Origin of the sequence: Streptomyces sp. CC53, from assembly GCF_001865245.1 — a bacterium.
Taxonomy (GTDB): Bacteria; Actinomycetota; Actinomycetes; order Streptomycetales; family Streptomycetaceae; genus Streptomyces.
In genome coordinates this window covers 16209-36085 of sequence record NZ_MKXB01000157.1, presented here as the reverse complement: position 1 = coordinate 36085, position 19877 = coordinate 16209, and the positions used below count along the sequence as shown (strand labels likewise).

Annotated in this window: 21 protein-coding genes; 12 read left to right on the top strand and 9 right to left on the bottom strand. The window is 73.8% G+C overall.

What is annotated here, in order from left to right; genetic code table 11:
• Positions 1-149 precede the first annotated feature (149 nt).
• Entirely contained in the window at positions 150-641 is a 492-nt protein-coding gene (locus BJP40_RS17940; protein ID WP_071281230.1) for a hypothetical protein, read from the bottom strand.
• 61 nt (positions 642-702) lie between these two features.
• Here BJP40_RS17940 and BJP40_RS17935 point away from each other — a divergent pair, with 61 nt between their 5' ends.
• Positions 703-1428, top strand: coding sequence for a VIT family protein (locus BJP40_RS17935; RefSeq protein ID WP_071281305.1), 726 nt, complete (start codon positions 703-705; stop codon positions 1426-1428).
• A 79-nt stretch (positions 1429-1507) separates the two neighbouring features.
• Here the strand turns inward: BJP40_RS17935 and BJP40_RS17930 are convergent, their stop codons facing one another.
• Entirely contained in the window at positions 1508-2947 is a 1440-nt protein-coding gene (locus tag BJP40_RS17930) for a CoA transferase (protein ID WP_071281229.1), read from the bottom strand.
• A gap of 164 nt (positions 2948-3111) precedes the next feature.
• Positions 3112-4641, bottom strand: a complete 1530-nt coding sequence (locus BJP40_RS17925) for a S8 family serine peptidase (RefSeq protein WP_071281228.1) — start codon at positions 4639-4641, stop codon at positions 3112-3114.
• Between the two features lie 566 nt (positions 4642-5207).
• Between BJP40_RS17925 and BJP40_RS17920 the strand changes: the two genes are divergently transcribed.
• From BJP40_RS17920 to moaA, 3 genes are all read left to right on the top strand, one after another.
• Entirely contained in the window at positions 5208-5573 is a 366-nt protein-coding gene (locus BJP40_RS17920) for a DUF485 domain-containing protein (protein WP_071272595.1), read from the top strand.
• Complete coding sequence (locus BJP40_RS17915; RefSeq protein WP_071272599.1) at positions 5570-7204, top strand: cation acetate symporter; 1635 nt, start codon at positions 5570-5572, stop codon at positions 7202-7204. The genes BJP40_RS17920 and BJP40_RS17915 overlap by 4 nt, the downstream gene beginning before the upstream one ends.
• A 208-nt stretch (positions 7205-7412) precedes the next feature.
• The gene (gene moaA / locus BJP40_RS17910; RefSeq protein ID WP_071264349.1) at positions 7413-8408 is read left to right on the top strand and encodes a GTP 3',8-cyclase MoaA; all 996 of its coding nucleotides are present in this window, start codon (positions 7413-7415) and stop codon (positions 8406-8408) included.
• On the opposite strand, the gene BJP40_RS17905 is transcribed toward moaA, so the two are convergent.
• On the bottom strand, positions 8391-8618 hold the full coding sequence (locus tag BJP40_RS17905) for a hypothetical protein (protein WP_071281227.1): 228 nt from the start codon (positions 8616-8618) through the stop codon (positions 8391-8393). The two genes, moaA and BJP40_RS17905, sit on opposite strands and share 18 nt — an antisense overlap.
• 219 nt (positions 8619-8837) lie before the next feature.
• Positions 8838-9263, bottom strand: coding sequence for a DUF3099 domain-containing protein (locus BJP40_RS17900; RefSeq protein ID WP_071281226.1), 426 nt, complete (start codon positions 9261-9263; stop codon positions 8838-8840).
• Between the two features lie 175 nt (positions 9264-9438).
• Here BJP40_RS17900 and BJP40_RS17895 point away from each other — a divergent pair, with 175 nt between their 5' ends.
• Positions 9439-9717, top strand: coding sequence for a GlsB/YeaQ/YmgE family stress response membrane protein (locus BJP40_RS17895; protein ID WP_071264327.1), 279 nt, complete (start codon positions 9439-9441; stop codon positions 9715-9717).
• 69 nt (positions 9718-9786) lie between these two features.
• Here BJP40_RS17895 and tyrS read toward each other — a convergent pair whose 3' ends face one another.
• The 3 genes from tyrS to BJP40_RS17880 form a co-directional block, all read right to left on the bottom strand.
• A complete protein-coding gene (gene tyrS / locus BJP40_RS17890) occupies positions 9787-11055 on the bottom strand; it encodes a tyrosine--tRNA ligase (RefSeq protein WP_071264329.1) in 1269 nt (422 codons plus the stop codon).
• 116 nt (positions 11056-11171) lie between these two features.
• Positions 11172-12566, bottom strand: coding sequence for a metallopeptidase TldD-related protein (locus BJP40_RS17885; protein ID WP_071264331.1), 1395 nt, complete (start codon positions 12564-12566; stop codon positions 11172-11174).
• A 91-nt stretch (positions 12567-12657) separates the two neighbouring features.
• Entirely contained in the window at positions 12658-14181 is a 1524-nt protein-coding gene (locus tag BJP40_RS17880) for a TldD/PmbA family protein (RefSeq protein WP_071264333.1), read from the bottom strand.
• 198 nt (positions 14182-14379) lie between these two features.
• Here BJP40_RS17880 and fabG point away from each other — a divergent pair, with 198 nt between their 5' ends.
• From fabG to BJP40_RS17865, 3 genes are all read left to right on the top strand, one after another.
• Positions 14380-15099 carry a 3-oxoacyl-[acyl-carrier-protein] reductase gene (fabG, locus tag BJP40_RS17875; protein ID WP_071264335.1) on the top strand — a complete coding sequence of 240 codons (720 nt, stop codon included), beginning with the start codon at positions 14380-14382 and terminating at the stop codon, positions 15097-15099.
• Positions 15100-15104: 5 nt separating this feature from the next.
• Entirely contained in the window at positions 15105-15872 is a 768-nt protein-coding gene (fabI, locus tag BJP40_RS17870; RefSeq protein ID WP_071264337.1) for an enoyl-ACP reductase FabI, read from the top strand.
• Positions 15873-15995: 123 nt separating this feature from the next.
• Complete coding sequence (locus tag BJP40_RS17865; protein ID WP_071264339.1) at positions 15996-16427, top strand: hypothetical protein; 432 nt, start codon at positions 15996-15998, stop codon at positions 16425-16427.
• Here the strand turns inward: BJP40_RS17865 and BJP40_RS17860 are convergent.
• Positions 16390-17076, bottom strand: coding sequence for a FadR/GntR family transcriptional regulator (locus BJP40_RS17860; RefSeq protein WP_071264341.1), 687 nt, complete (start codon positions 17074-17076; stop codon positions 16390-16392). The two genes, BJP40_RS17865 and BJP40_RS17860, sit on opposite strands and share 38 nt — an antisense overlap.
• An 87-nt stretch (positions 17077-17163) precedes the next feature.
• On the opposite strand from BJP40_RS17860, the gene BJP40_RS17855 reads away from it, so the two are divergent.
• From BJP40_RS17855 to BJP40_RS17845, 4 genes are all read left to right on the top strand, one after another.
• Positions 17164-18477 carry an MFS transporter gene (locus BJP40_RS17855; protein WP_071281225.1) on the top strand — a complete coding sequence of 438 codons (1314 nt, stop codon included), beginning with the start codon at positions 17164-17166 and terminating at the stop codon, positions 18475-18477.
• A 17-nt stretch (positions 18478-18494) separates the two neighbouring features.
• The gene (locus BJP40_RS35685) at positions 18495-18617 is read left to right on the top strand and encodes an SGM_5486 family transporter-associated protein (protein WP_254792694.1); all 123 of its coding nucleotides are present in this window, start codon (positions 18495-18497) and stop codon (positions 18615-18617) included.
• A 457-nt stretch (positions 18618-19074) separates the two neighbouring features.
• On the top strand, positions 19075-19344 hold the full coding sequence (locus BJP40_RS17850; protein ID WP_371258655.1) for a hypothetical protein: 270 nt from the start codon (positions 19075-19077) through the stop codon (positions 19342-19344).
• Positions 19341-19859 (top strand): histidine phosphatase family protein, encoded by a 519-nt coding sequence (locus tag BJP40_RS17845; RefSeq protein ID WP_071264345.1) that lies wholly within the window; start codon positions 19341-19343, stop codon positions 19857-19859. Before BJP40_RS17850 ends, BJP40_RS17845 begins: the two co-directional genes overlap by 4 nt.
• Positions 19860-19877 lie beyond the last annotated feature (18 nt).

The window sequence follows — 19877 nt, the reverse complement described above, 5'->3', positions numbered from 1 at the left end:
GAGAATAGAGGCCGCCGCCGACACCCGGGGACCCGGGAGCCCGGTCGAGGCCGCCCGGTTGACGCCGCGCCCGCCCCGGCACGCGGGTGCGGCCACCGGCAGCCCGGCGCCGGGAGGTTGGCGCGCCCACCGGGCGTGCGGCCAGCCCGTCAGGCGAGCCGCGCCACCAGGTCCTGTGCCGCGAGCGGCTCCAGACCGCATCCGTCGACCGGCCCGGGCCGCAGCCGGTACACCGCTCCCGACGCCCCGTCCGGTGCCACGGAGCCGTCCGCCAGGGCCGACAGCACCCGTCGGTCCGACGCCGCCCGGCCCGCGTCCGCCGCCGGGCCGGCCGCCTTCCGGCGCTGGTCGGCCTCGCCGCCCGTGCGGATGCGCCGGGCGAAGCCGGGCAGGGGCTCGCCCAGGCGCCGCGAGTACCGCAGCAGTTCACCGTCCCGCACGACGAGCGTCTCCTCGGCCCGTGCTGCCGCGTGCCGCACCGCCACGTCCCACAGCGTGGTGCGGCCCGAGGAGAAGTGCCCCGACAGGTCCTGGGCGATCCGCCCCGGGCCGGTGCGGTGCCGGCCGACGCTGTGGTGGCCCGGGTCGGACGACAGGTGTACGTCGGCCCACAGGAACGCGCGTGCGAGGCCGCCACGCATTGAGCGCGGGCGGGGCGTGCCGCGGGCCGCGGGGCCGGGCCGCGGTGAGACTCTCACCCTCGTGATGGAACCGACCCCGGACGAGGCCCCCTCGCACGAACCCCACGACTCCGCCTTCGGCGTCCGCCTGAACTGGCTGCGCGCCGCCGTCCTCGGCGCCAACGACGGCATCGTCTCCACGGCGGGCCTCGTCGTGGGCGTCGCGGGCGCCACGACCGACCGCGCGACACTGCTGACCGCGGGTCTGGCCGGCCTGCTCGCCGGCTCCCTGTCCATGGCCGTGGGGGAGTACGTCTCGGTCTCCACCCAGCGCGACTCGGAGCGGGCCGCGCTGGCGGTGGAGCGCCGGGAGTTGAGGGAGCAGCCCGAGGCGGAGCTCGACGAGCTCACCGACCTCCTCGCCGCGCGCGGACTCACTCGCGACGTGGCCCGCGAGGCCGCCGAGCAGCTGACGGAGCGGGACGCGCTGCGTGCCCACGCGCGCGTGGAGCTCGGCATCGACCCGGACTCCCTGACGAACCCCTGGCACGCGGCGGCCGCCAGCTTCCTCGCCTTCACGGTGGGCGCCCTGCTGCCCCTGCTGGCGATGGTGCTGCCCCCGGCCGACGCCCGGCTGTGGGTGACGGTGCTGTCCGTGCTGGCCGCCCTGACCGGCACCGGCTGGTGGAGCGCCCGGCTGGGCGCCGCCCCCGCCCGCCCGGCGGTGGTGCGGGTGGTGGGCGGCGGAGCCCTGGCCATGGGGGTGACCTACGCGGTGGGGTCGCTGCTCGGGGCGGTCGGGGTCTAGGGCCCGTGCCGGAGGGCCGTTCTCGTGGGGAGCGGTGGTCCGCCGGCGGCCCGCAGCAGCGGCCGGGGCCGCCGGTCCGTCAGCGGCCGGCGGCCCAGCAGGCCAGGTCCGTGCCCCATCGGCCCGCGGGCCGCGCCCAGTCCTTGGGGCCGCCCTCGTACACGACGGGGGAGAGGGCGTAGCGCAGCCGCCCCAGCGGGCCGGCGCGTTCCGCGAGCCAGGGGTCCGGGGCGTACGGTTCGCCGCCGGTCGTCGTGGGAGGCGCCTCCTCCAGTTCGTGCCGCAGCCAGTGCGCGGTCCTCGCCAGGGCCGCCCGCACCAGCCAGGTGCCGCCGTCGAGGTGGCGTTCCGTCAGCGCCCGCAGGACCGCCGCCGCCAGCAGGTAGCCCGTGCCGTGGTCGAGGGCCTGGGCCGGCAGGGCACCCGGGCGCAGGGGGGAGCCCTCGTGCAGCGCGATGCCGCTCGCCGCCTGCACCAGGCTGTCGAAGCCGCGCCGCCCGCCCCACGGGCCGGACCGGCCCCACGCCGACAGCTCGGCGACCACCAGCCCGGGGCGGCGCGCCGCGAGCGCCTCCGCGGACAGGCCGAAGCGGTCCAGGGCGCCCGGCCGGTAGCCGGTCACCACGACGTCGGCGCGGGCCAGCAGGTCCTCGAACGCCTCCCGGTCCACGCTCCGGGCGAGGTCCAGCAGCGTCGACCGCTTGCCCATGCCGGTGTCGTTGTGGACGTCCTGGCTCTCCGGCAGCCGCGGGGAGTCGACCCGCAGCACGTCGGCGCCCAGCAGCGCAAGCGTCCGGGTGGCGATCGGCCCGGCCAGGACCCGCGTCATGTCCAGCACGCGCACCCCGGCGCAGGGCTGCGCGCCCGGGCCCGGCAGGTCCAGGACAGGTCCGGGGCCCGGCGCCCCGCCCGTCCGCTCCAGGGTCAGCAGGGGCTGCCCCGCGACCAGGGCTCCCTGCGGGTGCGCCGCCCACTCGGTGCCGCTGCGCACGGCGACCGCCAGGCCGCCGGCGCCGTCCACCTCCTCCTCCACGTCGAGGGCCCGCCGCCGCCCCAGCTCGGCCGCCACGGCGTCGGCGCCCGCCCCGGACGGCAGGCCCAGCGCGGTGAGCAGCCGTTCCCGGTGGTGCGGGTAGTTGGCGTGGGTGCGCACCCATCCGTCGGACGTGCGCCAGAACCGGGACAGCGGGGCGAAGGTCGCCGCCGCGCGGCCGTCCGCCTGCACGTACCGCTCGCTGTGGAACGCCGTGGCGACCGCCCCGTCATCCACCCGCACCCGCGGGACCCGCGCCCTCTGCGCGCCGCCCGCCACGCCCCGGGCCCGCGCCGCCCGGTCCGCGCGGGTCGCCGACAGTTCGGCCGCCGCCAGCGCGCACGCGGCGACGGTCGCCCGGGCCAGTCCCATGACGGGGAGCCGCGCGGTCAGCGCTCCGGGCGCATCAGGACCGCGGGTGATCCGCTCCAGCAGCGCCGCGTCGGCACCCAGTGCCGCCCAGACTCCATGAACAGCCTTCTCCATGCTCACACTGTGGCACTCAGTGCCATTCATGGGAAGGGGGCGGGCACCCAAGAGAGAGGAAGACACGCAAAGAGCCCGGGCGCGCGCTGCCGCGCACCCGGGCTCCCCTCCCCGGCGGATCCGGTCCGTTCCCCTGGTGACCGGGCCCTACCAGCGCGGAGTTCCTACCACCGCACCGCGTCCAGCGCGTCGACCGTGCCCCGGCCGTAGAAGCCGTTGCGGAACGTGCCGCCCTCGCACACCGCGTCGACCGTGCCGTCGCCGTTGATGTCGTACGGGTCGGTGCACTCCGTGGCGTCCGCCTGCGCGTACAGCAGCGCCTTCACCAGGCCGGGCGAGGCGTAGGGGTGCTTCGACTTGATCAGCGCCACGACGCCAGCCGCGTGCGGGGACGCCATCGACGTGCCCGCCTTGTAGTTGTAGCCGCCGTTCACGGTGGTCGACAGGATCAGACCGCTCGTGGCCGGGCCCTCCGGCGCCTGGTAGCGGGTGGAGTCGCCGCCCGGCGCGGCGATGTCGACGATGCCCTGGCCGTAGTTCGAGTACGAGGACTTCAGCCCCTTCGCCCCGGTCGCCGACACGGTGACCAGCCCCGGCAGCATGGCCGGTATGTCCGGGCACTCGGTGGGCTTCAGGGTCCGCTCCACCGCCGACGAGTCGTTCGGGCTCGACGTGTCGGTGACCTCGTCCGCCGCCAGGTCCGTGCGGGAGTTGCCGGCGGCCGCGACGTTCACGGCGCCCTTGCGTTCGGCGTACCGGGTGGCGCGCGTCAGCGCCTCCACCAGCGCGCCCTGGTCGGGGTCGTTCTTGCAGTTGTACAGCCACGGGTCGACGTAGTAGCTGTTGTTCGTCACCTCGACGCCGTGCCCGGCCGCCCACATGAAGGCGCAGACCACGGCCTCGGTGTAGAAGAAGCCGTCCGGGTTGGACACCTTGATGCCGGAGACCTTGACCCCGGGGGCGACGCCCGTGACGCCGACGCCGTTCTTGGCCGCCGCGATCGTGCCGGCGACGTGCGTGCCGTGGTCGCTCTCGCCCGGCAGCGGACGCCAGGCGCCCTCGCTCGGGTCCGCCTTGCCGGTCGCGCAGTTCGCGGACGCCGCACGGTCGAAGTTCGGCGCGAGGTCCGGGTGCGTGTCGTCCACGCCCGTGTCGATGACGGCGACGGTCACCCGGCTGCTGCCGAGGCTCCGCTCGTGCGCCTTGTCCGCCTTAATGGCGGGCAGGCTCCACTGCAGCGGCTCCAGCGGGTCCTGGCCGTCCTCGGCCTCGGCGGCAGCCCGGCGCGCCTCCTGCGCCGTCAGCGGCTCCGCGGCCTCCGCGACGTCGGTCGTCGCGAGCGGCGTCAGCGGAGCGGTCCGCGTCGCGCCCGCGGACGCGACACCCCGGACACCCCGGATCGTCTCCGCGAACCGCGGGTTCCCGGAGTGGGCGACGATGACGCCGATCGCGTCGTACGACTCCACCACCGTGCCGCCGGCCGCCGCCACCGCCCGCCGCACGGCGGCGTGGCGGCCACCGTCGACGTTGACGACGTACGACAGGACCGGGCCGTCCGCGGCGACCTGGGCCGGGGCGTCGTCCGCCGGTGCGGCCGAGGCCGCACCGGCGGGAAGGAAGCCTAGGGACGCCACGAGCGCCAGGCCTACGGGCAGGGCGAGTGCGCGCCCGCGCCCAGAACGCAGATGAGCCATGGGTTCTCCACATCATCCGTCGGGACATCCGGCCGTACCGGCGGTACGGCCGGGTACATGACGAGCGAAGCTATCGCCGATCATCCCCGCGCAGCAATGACTCCGGCGCCGAAAAGGCCCAAGAGCGCGGCGAACTGACGGGGCGTCGCCTATCGCGGCCGGAAGCACCCGCGGTCCGGTACGTACGCCCGGAGCCCGGACGGGACGCGTCGTCGCCCGGTCGGCCCCCGGTCCGCCGCCGCCCTGGCGGCCCCGGTCCGCGGCCCGCCCGGACGGCGCCGGCCCCGCGGCCCGAGCCGTGTCCCGACCCGTCGCCGGCCGGGGCGGGTCAGCCGCCCGGAGGCCCGCCGCGCCATCGGACGGGCACCACGCCCCTCGGGCGCCCCCGGCCCCACCCCCGCCGGGCCGCCGCCCGGCGGATGCCGGGTGAACCGCGTCGCCGCGGCCTCCGTGCCGTTGACAGGGGAGGGGAGCGCACACCGGCTCCCCGCGCCGCGCCCGGAGCCGCCCGGGTGCGACCGCCCCGACCGTCCGCCCACCGCACCCGCCTCCCGAGGAGAGTCCCCGTGGCCACCGAAGCACCACCACCCGGCACCGGCTCAGCCACCGGTCCCGTCCAGCCCGCGACGGAGGCGTTCGTCGCGACGCAGCACAGCGCCGAGTTCGGCGAACTGCGCCGCGCCTACCGCTCCTTCGCCTTCCCGCTCACCTTCGCCTTCATCGCCTGGTACCTGCTGTACGTCCTGCTGTCCAACTACGCCGGCGGCCTGATGGGCACCCGGCTCTTCGGCAACGTCAACGTCGCCCTCGTCCTCGGCGTGGCCCAGTTCGCCACCACGTTCCTCATCGCCTGGGTCTACTCCCGGCACGCCGCGGAGAAGCTCGACCCGAGGGCCGAGGCCATCAAGTCCCGGATGGAGGCCGACGCATGAGCGCCCCCACCACCGCCCTCGCCGCGGCCGCCGACGCGGGAGCGGCCGGAGAGCACCGGCCGCTGATCATCACGCTGTTCGCGGCGTTCGTCGTGGCCACCCTCGCCATCACCGTGTGGGCCGGCCGGCAGACCCGCAGCGCCGCCGACTTCTACGCCGGCGGCCGCCAGTTCACCGGCTTCCAGAACGGCCTGGCCATCTCCGGCGACTACATGTCCGCCGCGTCGTTCCTCGGCATCGCCGGCGCCATCGCCCTCTTCGGCTACGACGGCTTCCTGTACTCCATCGGCTTCCTCGTGGCCTGGCTCGTCGCGCTGCTTCTGGTCGCCGAGCCGCTGCGCAACTCCGGCCGCTACACGATGGGCGACGTCCTCGCCTACCGGATGCGGCAGCGGCCCGTCCGCACCGCCGCCGGCACGTCCACCATCGTCGTGTCGATCTTCTACCTGCTGGCGCAGATGGCGGGCGCCGGCGTCCTCGTGTCGCTGCTCCTGGGCATCACCAGCGACACAGGCAAGATCCTCATCGTCGCCCTGGTCGGCATCCTGATGATCCTCTACGTGACCATCGGCGGCATGAAGGGCACCACCTGGGTCCAGATGGTGAAGGCCGTCCTGCTCATCGCGGGCACCCTCCTCATCACCTTCCTGGTGCTGCTGAAGTACGACTTCAACATCTCGGAGCTGCTCGGCAGAGCCGCGGAGAACAGCGGCCACGGCGCCGCCTTCCTGGAGCCCGGCCTCAAGTACGGCGTGGACGCCGTATCGAAGCTGGACTTCCTCTCCCTCGGCATCGCACTCGTCCTCGGCACCGCGGGGCTGCCGCACATCCTCATCCGCTTCTACACCGTCCCCACCGCCAAGGCCGCCCGCAAGTCCGTGAACTGGGCCATCGGCATCATCGGCGCCTTCTACCTGATGACCATCGCCCTCGGCTTCGGCGCCGCAGCCATCGTCGGCCCGGACGCGGTCAAGGCGTCCAACCCGGCCGGCAACACCGCCGCGCCGCTGCTCGCCCTGCACGTCGGCGGCGCGGACTCGGCGGGCGGCGCCATCCTCCTCGCCGTCATCTCCGCCGTCGCCTTCGCGACCATCCTCGCCGTCGTCGCCGGACTCACCCTCGCCTCGTCGTCGTCGTTCGCCCACGACATCTACGCCAACGTCATCCGCCGGGGCCAGGCCACGGAGCAGGAGGAGGTGCGGGCCGCCCGCTGGGCGACCGTCTTCATCGGCATCGTGTCCATCGCGCTGGGCGCCCTCGCCCGCGACCTGAACGTCGCCGGGCTCGTCGCCCTCGCCTTCGCGGTCGCCGCCTCCGCGAACCTGCCGACCATCCTCTACAGCCTCTTCTGGAAGCGGTTCACGACCGCGGGGGCGCTCTGGTCCATCTACGGCGGCCTCTTCGCGTCCGTGTTCCTCGTGGTCTTCTCCCCGGTCGTCTCCGGCAAGGCGACCTCGATGTTCCCCGGCGCGGACTTCGCCTGGTTCCCGCTGTCGAACCCCGGGATCATCTCCATCCCGCTGGGCTTCCTGCTCGGCTGGCTCGGCTCCGTCCTGAGCCGGGAGAAGCCCGACGAGGGCAAGTACGCGGAGCTGGAAGTGAAGTCGCTCACCGGTGTCGGAGCGCACTGACCCGGACACCGCAGGTCACCGCCGGGGCGGCCGCGTCGTAGCTCCCTACGACGCGGCCGCCCCGCTTCCTGGTGCAAAAGGCCACTGATGTCGCCACCTGAGTCGCGTAGGCTCAGAGAAAGGGCCGTGACCGGAGCGACACCCGTCGCAGCGGTGACGCCACAAGTGGAACACGGATGCGAACCGGTATACCGGGGGAGGCGTGCACGTGCTCATCGACACCTACGGCCGCGTGGCCACGGACCTGAGGGTCTCGCTCACGGACCGGTGCAACCTGCGCTGCACGTACTGCATGCCCGAGGAGGGGCTGCAGTGGCTGGCGAAGCCCGACCTGCTCACCGACGACGAGATCGTCCGGCTGATCCGCATAGCCGTCACCGACCTCGGTGTCACCGAGGTCCGCTTCACCGGCGGGGAGCCGCTGCTGCGCCCCGGCCTCGTGGGGATCGTGGAGCGGTGCGCCGCGCTGACCCCCCGCCCCAAGATGTCCCTCACGACCAACGGCATCGGCCTCAAGCGCACCGCCGCCGCCCTCAGGGACGCCGGACTCGACCGGGTCAACGTCTCCCTCGACACCCTGCGCCCCGACGTCTTCAAGACCCTCACCCGCCGCGACCGCCACCACGACGTGCTGGAGGGCCTGGCCGCCGCCCGGGACGCCGGACTCACCCCGGTGAAGGTCAACTCGGTGCTCATGCCCGGCCTCAACGACGACGAGGCGCCCGACCTGCTCGCCTGGGCCGTCGCCCACGACTACGAGCTCCGCTTCATCGAGCAGATGCCGCTGGACGCCCAGCACGGCTGGAAGCGCGACGGCATGATCACCGCCGAGGACATTCTGGCGTCCCTGCGCACCCGCTTCACCCTCACCCCGGAGGAGGAGGCCGGCGAGGAGCGCGGCTCCGCCCCGGCCGAGCGCTGGCTCGTCGACGGCGGCCCGCACCGCGTCGGGGTCATCGCCTCCGTCACCCGCCCCTTCTGCCGGGCCTGCGACCGCACCCGGCTCACCGCCGACGGTCAGATACGCACCTGCCTCTTCGCCCGCGAGGAGACCGACCTGCGCGCCACCCTGCGCTCCGACGCGGCCGACGAGGAGGTCGCCGAGATCTGGCGGAAGGCGATGTGGGGCAAGAAGGCGGGCAGCGGCCTCGACGACCCGTCGTTCCTGCAGCCCGACCGCCCGATGTCAGCCATCGGCGGCTGACGACTCCCACGCGGAGAGCGTCACCACGTCCTTCAGGAACCCCCGGACGCCCAGGAACTGCGACAGGTGCTCGCGGTGCTCGTCGCAGGCGAGCCAGGTCTTGCGGCGCTCGGGGGTGTGCAGCTTCGGGTTGTTCCACGCCAGCACCCACACGGCCGCGGCACGGCAGCCCTTCGCGGAGCAGATCGGCAGGCCGGTCTCGTCGTTCACCACACACGTCCCAGGTCGACACGTCCCACGCCCCGGGCCCGCGGCACCCGTCCCGGCACGGCACACCCGGCGCGGCCGGCTGCGGCGCCGGCCCGGACAAAGGCGACGCCGGGCAGCCACGGGGGGAGCTGCCCGGCGTCGGTCCGTCGCTCCGACGGGGGATACGGAGCGCGTACGCAGTATGTCACGCGGGGCCCGCCGCGGTGCACTGGATCGGCGCTATTCCTCTGAGCTTTTCCTGAGGTTCGCACCCGCCTCGGAGACGGGTCTCTCCTCCGCTTCCGGTTCCGTTTCCGGCCCCCGGCCGGGCTCCGGCTGCGCCTCGTCGGCGGCCCGCTCCGGAGCCGGTCCGATCCCCGCCCGCTCCACCGGCGGCGTCGCCACGAACGTCGACGGCAGCCCCGGGCTGCTCTCCCGTCCCGCGTTCGCGATGACCACGGCGATGTACGGCAGGACCATGCCCAGGACCAGCGCCACCACGGCCACGTACCGGGAGACGTTCCACAGGCACGCCGCCAGCACGAACGACAGCGTGCGCACCCCCATCGAGATCACATAGCGCCGCTGCCGGCCCCGCACGTCGTCCTCAAGGCCCTGCCGGGCTCCCGTGATCCGGAAGACCTCCGACTTGCTGCGCTTCCGCATCGCGTTCCACCACCGACTCGGCGACCGATCCTCACTCTCCCCCCCACCGTACGCCGGACCCCACCGCTCCGGATCGCGGGCCCCCGCAGCCGCGCACGCCCCCGACATGCGGCCCCCGGCATCCGGGCCGACACTGTCAGAGTCCGCATGTGCAAGGCGTACCGAGGAGGCGGCTGTGGGCTGGTTGTGGGCGATCATCGTCGGATTCGTGCTGGGCCTGCTGGCGAAGGCGATCCTGCCGGGCAAGCAGCACAGCCCCCTGTGGCTCGTCACGATCTTCGGCATCATCGGCGGCGTCATCGGCAACGCGCTGGCCCGCGGCTTCGGCATCGACGAGACGTCCGGCATCGACTGGGGCAGGCACGCCCTCCAGGTCATCGCCGCCGTCGTGGTCGTCGGCCTCGGCGACATGCTGTACATGGCCGTGCGCGGCAGAGGCCGCGAGCGGGCCTGACGGCCTGGCCCGCACACACGGCGGCCCGGGAACGCCACACGTTCCCGGGCCGCCGTACGCGTGCGAGGATCAGCCGGCCGCGACCTCGATCGCCGCCAGGTTCCTCTTGCCGCGGCGCAGCACCAGCCACCGCCCGTGCAGCAGGTCCGAGGGCTCCACCACGGCGTCCTCGGCGGTCACCTTCGCGTTGTTCACGTAGGCGCCGCCCTCCTTGACCGTGCGCCGCGCCGCCGACTTGCTCGGCACGAGGCCGACCTCGGCGAACAGGTCCACGACCGGGCCGAGCTCCGCCACCTCGGCGCGCGGCAGCTCCGACAGGGCCGCGGCCAGCGTCGCCTCGTCCAGCTCCGCCAGCTCGCCCTGCCCGAACAGCGCCTTCGACGCGGCGATCACCGCGGCGCACTGCCCGGCGCCGTGCACCAGCGTCGTCAGCTCCTCCGCCAGCGCCCGCTGCGCGGCCCGCGCCTGCGGGCGCTCCTGCGTGACCCGCTCCAGCTCCTCCAGCTCCTCACGGCTCCGGAAGCTGAGGATCCGCAGGTAGCGGGAGACGTCCCGGTCGTCCACGTTCAGCCAGAACTGGTAGAACGCGTACGGCGTGGTCATCTCCGGGTCCAGCCAGACGGCCCCGCCCTCGGTCTTGCCGAACTTGGTGCCGTCCGCCTTCGTCATCAGCGGGGTCGCCAGCGCGTGCACCTCCGCGCCCGGCTCCAGGCGGTGGATCAGGTCCAGACCCGCCGTGAGGTTGCCCCACTGGTCGCTGCCGCCCTGCTGCAGCACACAGCCGTGGCGGCGGTACAGCTCCAGGAAGTCCATGCCCTGGAGCAGCTGGTACGAGAACTCGGTGTAGCTGATGCCCTGCTCGGACTCCAGCCGCCGGGCCACCGAGTCCTTCGTCAGCATCTTGTTGACGCGGAAGTGCTTGCCGACGTCCCGGAGGAACTCGATGGCGGACATCCCGCCGGTCCAGTCCAGGTTGTTCACCATCGTGGCGGCGTTGGCGCCCTCGAAGAGCAGGAACGGCTCGATCTGCGAGCGGACCCGCTCCACCCAGGCGGCGACCGTCTCCGGAGAGTTCAGCGTCCGCTCCGCGGTCGGCTTGGGGTCGCCGATCTGCCCGGTGGCCCCGCCGACCAGCGCCAGCGGCCGGTGCCCCGCGAGCTGTAGCCGCCGCATGGTCAGCACCTGCACCAGATGCCCCACGTGCAGGCTCGGCGCCGTGGGGTCGAAGCCGCAATAGAACGTGACGGGACCGTCCGCGAGCGCCTTGCGCAGGGCCTCCTCGTCGGTGGACTGGGCCCACAGCCCGCGCCACTTCAACTCGTCGACGATGTCCGTCACGGTTCTCGTTCCTCCTGATGTCGTCTGTCGCCCGCCAGTCTAGGTCGTGTCCTCGCGGCCCCCGGCCGTCCGACGGCGCCCGCGCGCTCCTGGGCGGACGCCGCTCCCGGACGGGGTCACACGCCCTGGCTGACGGAGCTCATGTTGAAGTCCGGCACCCGCAGCGGCGGCATCGCCGTGCGCGTGAACCAGTCGCTCCACTCCCTCGGCAGCGTCCGCTCGGTGCGGCCGGCCTCCGAGGCCCGCCGCAGCAGGTCCACCGGCGACTCGTTGAACCGGAAGTTGTTGACCTCGCCGACCACCGCGCCGTCCTCGACGAGGTACACCCCGTCCCGGGTGAGCCCCGTCAGCAGCAGCGTCGCCGGGTCGACCTCGCGGATGTACCACAGGCAGGTCACCAGCAGCCCCCGCCGGGTCGAGGCCACCATCTCCTCCAGCGACCGGTCCGCGCCGCCCTCCAGGACGAGGTTCCCCGCGCCCGGGGCCACCGGCAGCCCGGTCAGGCCGGCGCTGTGCCGGGTCGTGACCAGGTGCTCCAGCCGCCCCTCGCGGATCCAGTCCACCGGCGCCAGCGGAAGCCCGTTGTCGAACACCGACGCGTCGTCGCCCGACGCGTGCGCGATCACGAACGGCGCCGACTCCAGGCCCGGCTCCGCGGGGTCGCTGCGCAGCGTCAACGGCAGCGTGGCCAGGTTCTCCCCGACCCGGGTCCCGCCGCCCGGCTTCGAGAACACCGTGCGCCCCTCCGCCGCGTCACGGGCCGCCGCCGACCACTGCTGGTAGATCAGCAGGTCCGCCACCGCGGTGGGCGGCAGCAGCGTCTCGTACCGCCCGGCCGGCAGCTCGATCCGCCGCTCCGCCCAGGCCAGCCGCTGCGCCAGCTCCTCGTCGAGGCCCAGCGGGTCCACGTCCCCGAAGTCCCGGGTCGCCCGCCCCACCCACGCCGACCGGGTCCGGTCCGGGGACTTGCCGTTCAGCTCCAGCGTCCCGTTCGGCTGGTCGTGCCGCAGCCGCAGCCCCGTGGAGGTGCCGACGTAGGTGCTAGTCAGCTCGTGGAACGCGAACCCGTACAGCTCCCGGCCGCCCGCCCGGGCCCGGCCGAACGCCTCACCCAGCGCCGGCGCGAAACCCGCGAACACCTCCGGCGACGTCTCGGCCGGGGCCTCACCGAAGTCCGGGGACTCCGGCACCCCGGCGACCAGCGGCCCGGCGTCCTCCGCCGGGCCCGCCGCCCGGGCGGCCTCCTCCGCGGCCCGCACCAGCGGCTCCAGCTCCTCCGCGGTCACCGCGGACCGGGACACCACCCCGGACGCCGTGCCCTCGGCCCCGTCGACGGTCGCGATGACCGTGAGCGTCCGGCCCCGGGTGACCCCGTTCGTGGTGAGGGCGTTCCCCGCCCACCGCAGGTTCGCGGACGACCGCTCGTCCGCGATGACGACGCACCCGTCGGCCCTGGACAGATCCAGCGCCCGCTCGACGATCTCGTACGGCTTGCTGCTCACGGGGCTCATCGGCCGGCCTCCTGGTTCGTGTGCGGGCGGTGCGTCTGCGGGGCGTGGCCCCCGGGCTCCCGGCGGGCGCCCGCGTGTGCGGCGGCGCGGGTCACCGGCCGGCCTCCTGGTTCGTGTTGAGGATGTTCACGCCGCGGAAGAGGGCGGACGGGCAGCCGTGCGACACCGCGGCCACCTGGCCCGGCTGGGCCTTGCCGCAGTTGAACGCGCCGCCCAGCACGTACGTCTGCGGGCCGCCCACCTTCTCCAGCGAGCCCCAGAAGTCCGTCGTCGTCGCCTGGTACGCGACGTCCCGCAGCTGGCCCGCCAGCCGCCCGTTCTCGATGCGGAAGAACCGCTGCCCGGTGAACTGGAAGTTGTACCGCTGCATGTCGATGGACCAGGACCGGTCACCGACCACGTAGACGCCCCGCTCGACACCGCCGATCAGGTCCTCCGTGGACAGCCCGCCCGGCTCCGGCAGCAGCGACACGTTCGCCATCCGCTGCACCGGCACGTGCGCCGGCGAGTCCGCGAACGCGCAGCCGTTGGACCGCCCGAGCCCGGTCAGCCGGGCGATCCGCCGGTCCGTCTGGTAGCCGACCAGCACCCCGTCCTTCACCAGGTCCCAGGACTGCGCCTCGACGCCCTCGTCGTCGTAGCCGACAGTGGCGAGCCCGTGCTCGGCGGTGCGGTCACCGGTCACGTTCATCGCCGGCGAGCCGTACCGCAACTTCCCCAGCTGGTCGAAGGTCGCGAACGACGTGCCCGCGTACGCCGCCTCGTAGCCCAGCGCCCGGTCCAGTTCGGTGGCGTGCCCGACCGACTCGTGGATCGTCAGCCACAGGTTGGACGGGTCCACGACCAGGTCGTACGTCCCCGCCTCGACGCTCGGCGCCTTCATCTTCTCCGCCAGCAGCTCCGGGATGCCGCTCAGCTCGGCGTCCCAGTCCCAGCCGGTGCCCGTCAGGTACTCCCAGCCGCGCCCCGCCGGCGGCGCCAGCGTCCGCATCGACTCGAAGCCACCGCTCGCCGCGTCCACCGCCACCGCGGTCAGCTGCGGCTGGATCCGCACCCGCTGCTGCGTGGTGACGGTGCCGGCCGTGTCGGCGTAGAACTTGTTCTCGTGGACGGCCATCAGCGTGGTGTCCACGTGCGCCACGCCGTCCGCCCGCAGCAGCCGCGCGCTCCAGTCCGCCAGCAGCGCCGTCTTCTCCGCGTCCGGCACGGTGAACGGGTCGATGTCGTACGAGGAGACCCACGTCCGCTCCCCGTGCACCGGCTCGTCCGCCAGCTCCACCCTCTCCCCGCTGCCCGCCGCCGCGATCACCTGGGCCGACAGTTTCGCCATGGCCACCGCCTGCGACGCGACCTTCGCCGCCGCGTCCATCGACAGGTCCACCCCGGACGCGAAGCCCCACGCCCCGCCGTGCACCACCCGCACCGCGTACCCGAGGTCGGTGGTGTCCGACGAGCCCGCCGGCCGGGCGTCGCGCAGCCGCCACGACGCGCTGCGCACCCGCTCGAACCGGAAGTCGGCGTGCTCCGCGCCGAGCGCCCGCGCCCGTGCCAGCGCCGCGTCGGCGAGCGCCCGCAGCGGCAGCGCCGTGAACGCTTCGTCGATGGAATGAGGCACCAGAGTCTCCTGTCGTGTGGACGTCCTGAACGACCGGTCGGGTCCGATCATGGCGGGTCGACCCTCGCTCTGCCCAGTGTTTTCTGTAGGGACTCGACAGTGAGTTCCGTACGCCACTGTCAGGGGCCGAGTCCCCGTACGCGAAGGCGGACCGATAGGTTCTCGGGAGAACCACACAGCTAGGGAAAGGGTGATCGGATGAGCCGCTCGGTTCTCGTCACCGGAGGAAACCGGGGCATCGGCCTCGCCATCGCCCGCGCTTTCGCCGCAGCAGGCGACAAGGTCGCGTACACCTACCGGTCGGGCGAGCCGCCGGCCGAGCTGACCGAGCTGGGCTGCCTGCCCGTGCGCTGTGACATCACCGACTCCGAGCAGGTGGAGACCGCCTACAAGGAGATCGAGGAGAAGCACGGTCCCGTGGAGGTCCTCGTCGCCAACGCCGGCGTCACCAAGGACCAGCTGCTCATGCGGATGACCGAGGACGACTTCACCGCCGTCCTGGACACCAACCTCACGGGCACCTTCCGTGTCGTCAAGCGGGCCAACCGCGGCATGCTGCGCGCCAAGAAGGGCCGCGTCGTGCTGATCTCGTCCGTCGTCGGCCTGCTCGGCTCGGCGGGCCAGGCGAACTACGCCGCCTCCAAGGCCGGACTGGTGGGCTTCGCCCGCTCCCTCGCCCGGGAACTCGGATCCCGCAACATCACCTTCAACGTCGTCGCGCCCGGCTTCGTCGACACCGACATGACGAAGGTGCTCACCGACGAGCAGCGGTCCGGCATCGTCTCCCAGGTGCCGCTCGGCCGCTACGCGCAGCCGGAGGAGATCGCCGCCGCGGTGCGCTTCCTCGCCTCCGACGACGCCTCGTACATCACTGGAGCCGTCATCCCGGTTGACGGCGGATTGGGCATGGGTCACTGAGCAACATGAGCGGAATTCTCGACGGCAAGCGCATCCTGATCACCGGTGTGCTGATGGAGTCCTCCATCGCCTTCCACACCGCCAAGGTGGCCCAGGAGCAGGGCGCCGAGGTCATCCTCACCGCCTTCCCGCGTCCCACCCTCACCGAGCGCATCGCCAAGAAGCTTCCCAAGCCCGCCACGGTCTTCGAGCTCGACGTCACCGACGACGAGCACCTGGCGCGGGTCGAGGAGACCGTCCGCAAGGAGCTCGGCGGCCTCGACGGCGTCGTCCACTCCATCGGCTTCGCCCCGCAGGACGCCCTCGGCGGCAACTTCCTCAACACGCCGTTCGAGTCGGTGTCGACCGCGATGCACGTCTCGGCGTTCTCGCTGAAGTCGCTCACGATGGCCTGCCTGCCGCTGATGGAGGAGGGCGGCTCGGTGGTCGGCCTCACCTTCGACGCGCAGTTCGCCTGGCCGCAGTACGACTGGATGGGCCCGGCCAAGGCCGCCCTGGAGGCCACCAGCCGCTACCTGGCCCGCGACCTCGGCAAGCACAACGTCCGCTGCAACCTCGTCTCGGCCGGCCCCATCGGTTCGATGGCCGCCAAGTCCATCCCGGGCTTCGGCGAGCTCGCGAAGGTGTGGGACGAGCGCTCCCCGCTCGCCTGGGACATGGCCGACCCGGAGCCGGCCGGCCGCGGTGTCGTCGCCCTGCTGTCGGACTTCTTCCCGAAGACCACCGGCGAGATCGTCCACGTCGACGGCGGCGTCCACATCATGGGCGCCTGACCTGCCGTTTCCCGTACGGGCCGCGCGACCGTCACCCGGACGGCGCGCGGCCCGCGTGCGTCTGCGGCACACTGGTCGAGCCGGGTGGCCCGCCTTCCCGGCCGACGGGGAGGAGGTGCCGCCGTGCCACCCGAACACCGCGTCCCGCGCCGTGCCGCCGTGCTACTCGCGGCGCTCGCCGCAGTCCTGCCGGCCGGCCAGGCCGTGGCAGACCCGGCCGGAAACCCGGCCCCCGTAGCCGCCCCGCACCCCGGCGCCGCCGGCGTCGGGCAGGCCGCCCAGGGCGACGGCGGCCGCGCGGCGGACGAGCAGACCGCCCGCTGCGGCACCACCGTGGAGGGGTCGCGCGTCACCGCGCACTGCCACAACCCCTATCCCCGCACCGACCGCGTCCAACTGCACGTCGAGTGCGCCCGCTGGTGGGACCTGGACGTCGACAGCGCCCCCGTGGACGTGCCGCCCACCGCTCATGTGCAGCTCACCGAGCGGTGTTGGAAGGAGGTCAGCGCGGTCTGGCTCACCCATCGGCCGGCCGCGGGTCCCGCAGGCACATGAACGGGTAGCCCGCCGCCTCCGCCGACGCCGTCTCCGCGTCGCCCGCCCTGATCGCCTCCACCAGCCGGGCGTGGTCCATGTGGTGTTCGGGGCGCAGCTCCCGGCCCACGTCCTCGCGCAGCCAGTCCCGCAGCAGGTGTCCCAGGTCCGCGTAGAGCTCACCCAGCACCTCGTTGTGCGAGGCGGCGACCACCGCCAGGTGGAACGTCGAGTCCGCCGACACGAACTGCTCCGCGTCGCCCGTCGCCCACGCCTCCTCCCGGCGGGCCAGCAGCGCGTCGAGCTGCTGCACGTCCCGCTCCGTGCGCCGCTGCGCGGCCAGCCGTGCGGCCGCCGACTCCAGCGTCGAGCGCAGCTCCGCCACGTGCCGGGGGTCCGCGTCCGCGAAGCGCCGCTGCATCACCCCGGCGAGCTCGCTGGTCGCCACCACGTACGTGCCGGAGCCCTGCCGGATGTCCAGCAGCCCGTTGTGGGCCAGGGCGCGCACCGCCTCGCGGACGGTGTTGCGGGCGACGCCCAGCTGCTCGACGAGCTCCGGCTCGGTGGGGATGCGCGAGCCGACTGGCCACTCGCCCGAGGTGATCTGGTTCCGCAGCTGCGCGATCACCTGGTCCGACAGTCCTGAACGGCGGGGGGAGCTCAGCGTCATGCCTGTCCCGGTCCTCTCCTCGTCGGCCTGGCCGCGACGTCGTTCACGATTGGACAACCAATCATCCCATGATTCTATGATGGTGCCATGTCCGACGAGCCCCAGACCCGCACCCTCACGCCTCCAGCATCCCCCTCCGCCCCCCGCCGGGAGGCACAGCCCCCGCTCGCGGGGGTGCCGGCCCCGGCTCCCCGGTGGCTCACCCGCGTCCTCGTCGTCGGACTCGTCCTCGCCGCGCTCAACCTCCGGCCCGCCATCACCAGCCTCGGCGCCCTCCTCGAAGAGGTCCGCACCGGCCTCCACATGAGCGGCAGCGCCGCCGGTCTGCTCACCGCCGTACCACCGCTGTGCTTCGCCCTCTTCGGCATCGCGGCTCCCCGGCTCGCCCGCCGCCACGGCCCCACCGCCGTGGTCTGGGCCGGCATGGCCGCCATCGCGGCAGGGCTGCTCGTACGGCCCTTCGCGGGCGGCACCGCGGGCTTCCTGGCGGCCAGTGCCCTCGCCCTCATGGGCATCGCCCTGAGCAACGTCCTGATGCCCGTCATCGTCAAGCGGTACTTCCCCGACCGCGTCGGCACCATGACGGGCCTCTACTCCATGGCCCTCGCCCTCGGCACGTCCCTCGCGGCCGCCGCCACCGTCCCGCTGGCCACCGCCCTGGGCGGAGGCTGGCGCACGGGCCTCGGCCTGTGGGCGGTCCTCGCCGTCCTCGCCGTGCTGCCGTGGACCGTCGTCGTACGGGCCCGGGGCGGCCGCTCCACGGCCCGGGGCGCCCACGACAGTCGCCGGGCCGCCGGGGCCGCCCCGGGAACGGCCGCGGCGCCACGGATGGCCCGCAGCCGCACCGCCTGGGCCCTCGCCCTCTTCTTCGGCCTCCAGGCCACCGGCGCGTACATCACCATGGGCTGGCTGCCGCAGATCTTCCGGGACGCCGGCGTCCCGGCGGGCACCGCCGGACTGCTGCTGGCCGTCACCATGGTCATGGGCGTGCCGCTCGCCTTCGTCATCCCCCGGGTGGCCGGCCGGATGCGGCAGCAGGGCCCCCTGGTGGTCCTGCTCGGCCTCAGCGGCCTCGCCGGCTACACCGGCCTCTACGCCGCGCCGGCGGCAGGGGCCTGGCTGTGGGTGCTGCTCCTCGGCGTCTCCAACTGCGCCTTCCCGCTCGCCCTCACCATGATCGGCATGCGCTCCCGGAGCGGCGCCGGCGTCGTGCGGCTCTCCGCCTTCGCCCAGAGCGTCGGCTACCTCGTCTCCGTGCCCGGCCCCCTCCTCGTCGGCGCCCTCTACCAGCACAGCGGCGGCTGGGACGTGCCCCTGCTGCTGATGATGGGGCTGCTCCTGCCGCAGATGGCCGCGGGCGTCGTCGCCGGGCGGGACCGGACGGTCGAGGACGAGAGCTGAGGTGCGAGACTGGTGCCATGCAGCCTGTGCTCGACCCGAACCCCAAGAACGGTCAGAAGAAGCTCCTCGCCGTCTTCGGCGCCATGCTCGCCATCGGCGCGGTCATCTCCGTCATCGCCACGATCGCGGCGCCGTCCTGACCTGCCCGCCCGCGTGACGCGGGCGGCAGCGCCAACCGCCTGACGGTGTGACGTGCGCGGCCGCGGGGGCCGCCGGCCCTGTGCGGCCGGGGGCCCGCGGTGCCCGGCACCTGTGTGTCCGGTCCCCGTGCGGTCGTGCGGCCCGCGGTGCGTGCGAGCAGTGTGCCCGGTGCATGTGGGTTCGCTCGGCCCGTGGGTGCGGGGGCCCGAGTCGGTCCGGTGCCTCGCCGGGCCGGTCGGCCGCGGGGGTCCTGCGCGCGCCGGGCCACCCCCGGGCCCTGCCGCGTCACCGTCGAGGTGGCTGTCGACGTGCCCGCCACGGGGCGATCAGGGCCCCACCCCTAGGGGTAGGGCGTCAGGGTGAAGTGGGTGTCCCACCTGATGGGCCGGGCCCCTGCCGCTCCGTAGCGTGAGGGCATCCCGATGCCACGAACCCGCGACGACGACGGAGGCCGCCATGACGACGGAGGGGTCCGGTACGGTCCGTACCCGCGCCACGAGCACACAGGCGACCCGCCTGCCGTGGTGGGCGCTGGCCCTTCCCGCGGCGGCCTTCACCGCGCTCCTCCTGCTCGTCGCCGGACCCGGCCAGGCGCACGCGTCGCCGGGACGCACACCGGCCGTCGGCCGCATCCTCGAACACCTCCAGCAGACCTTCGTACGTGTCCAGGGACCGCTCAAACACCCTGCGCCACAAGGTCCGTTTCATGCGAAGCTGGGGTCATGAGCGTCGACACACCCCGCAGGATCGTGCTCCTCCGGCACGCGAAGGCCGAATGGTCCCAGGACTCCGACCACGAGCGTCCGCTCGCCGACCGCGGGCGCAAGGACGCGCCCGTGGCCGGCCGCTGGCTCGCCGGGGCCGGCATCACCCCCGACCTGACCCTGTGCTCGACCGCCGTCCGCACCCGGGAGACCTGGAAGCTCGTGGTGTCCGAGCTGCCCGAGCGCCCCAGGACCGTGTACGACGAGCGGATCTACGAAGCCTCCCTCGGCGAGCTCATCGCCGTGCTCAACGAGCAGTCCGACGAGGTGCAGGACCTCCTGCTGGTGGGCCACAACCCCGGCGTGCACGCCCTCGCCGACGCCCTCTCCGGTGAGGCGGAGGGCGATCTGCTCGCCACGATGAACCGGGGCGGCTTCCCCACCTCCGCGATGGCGGTCGTCACGTTCACCGGCTCGTGGAAGTCCGTGGAGCACGGCGTGGGCAGGCTCACGGCCTACTGGGCACCTCACATGTGACACACACCCGCGCCCGGC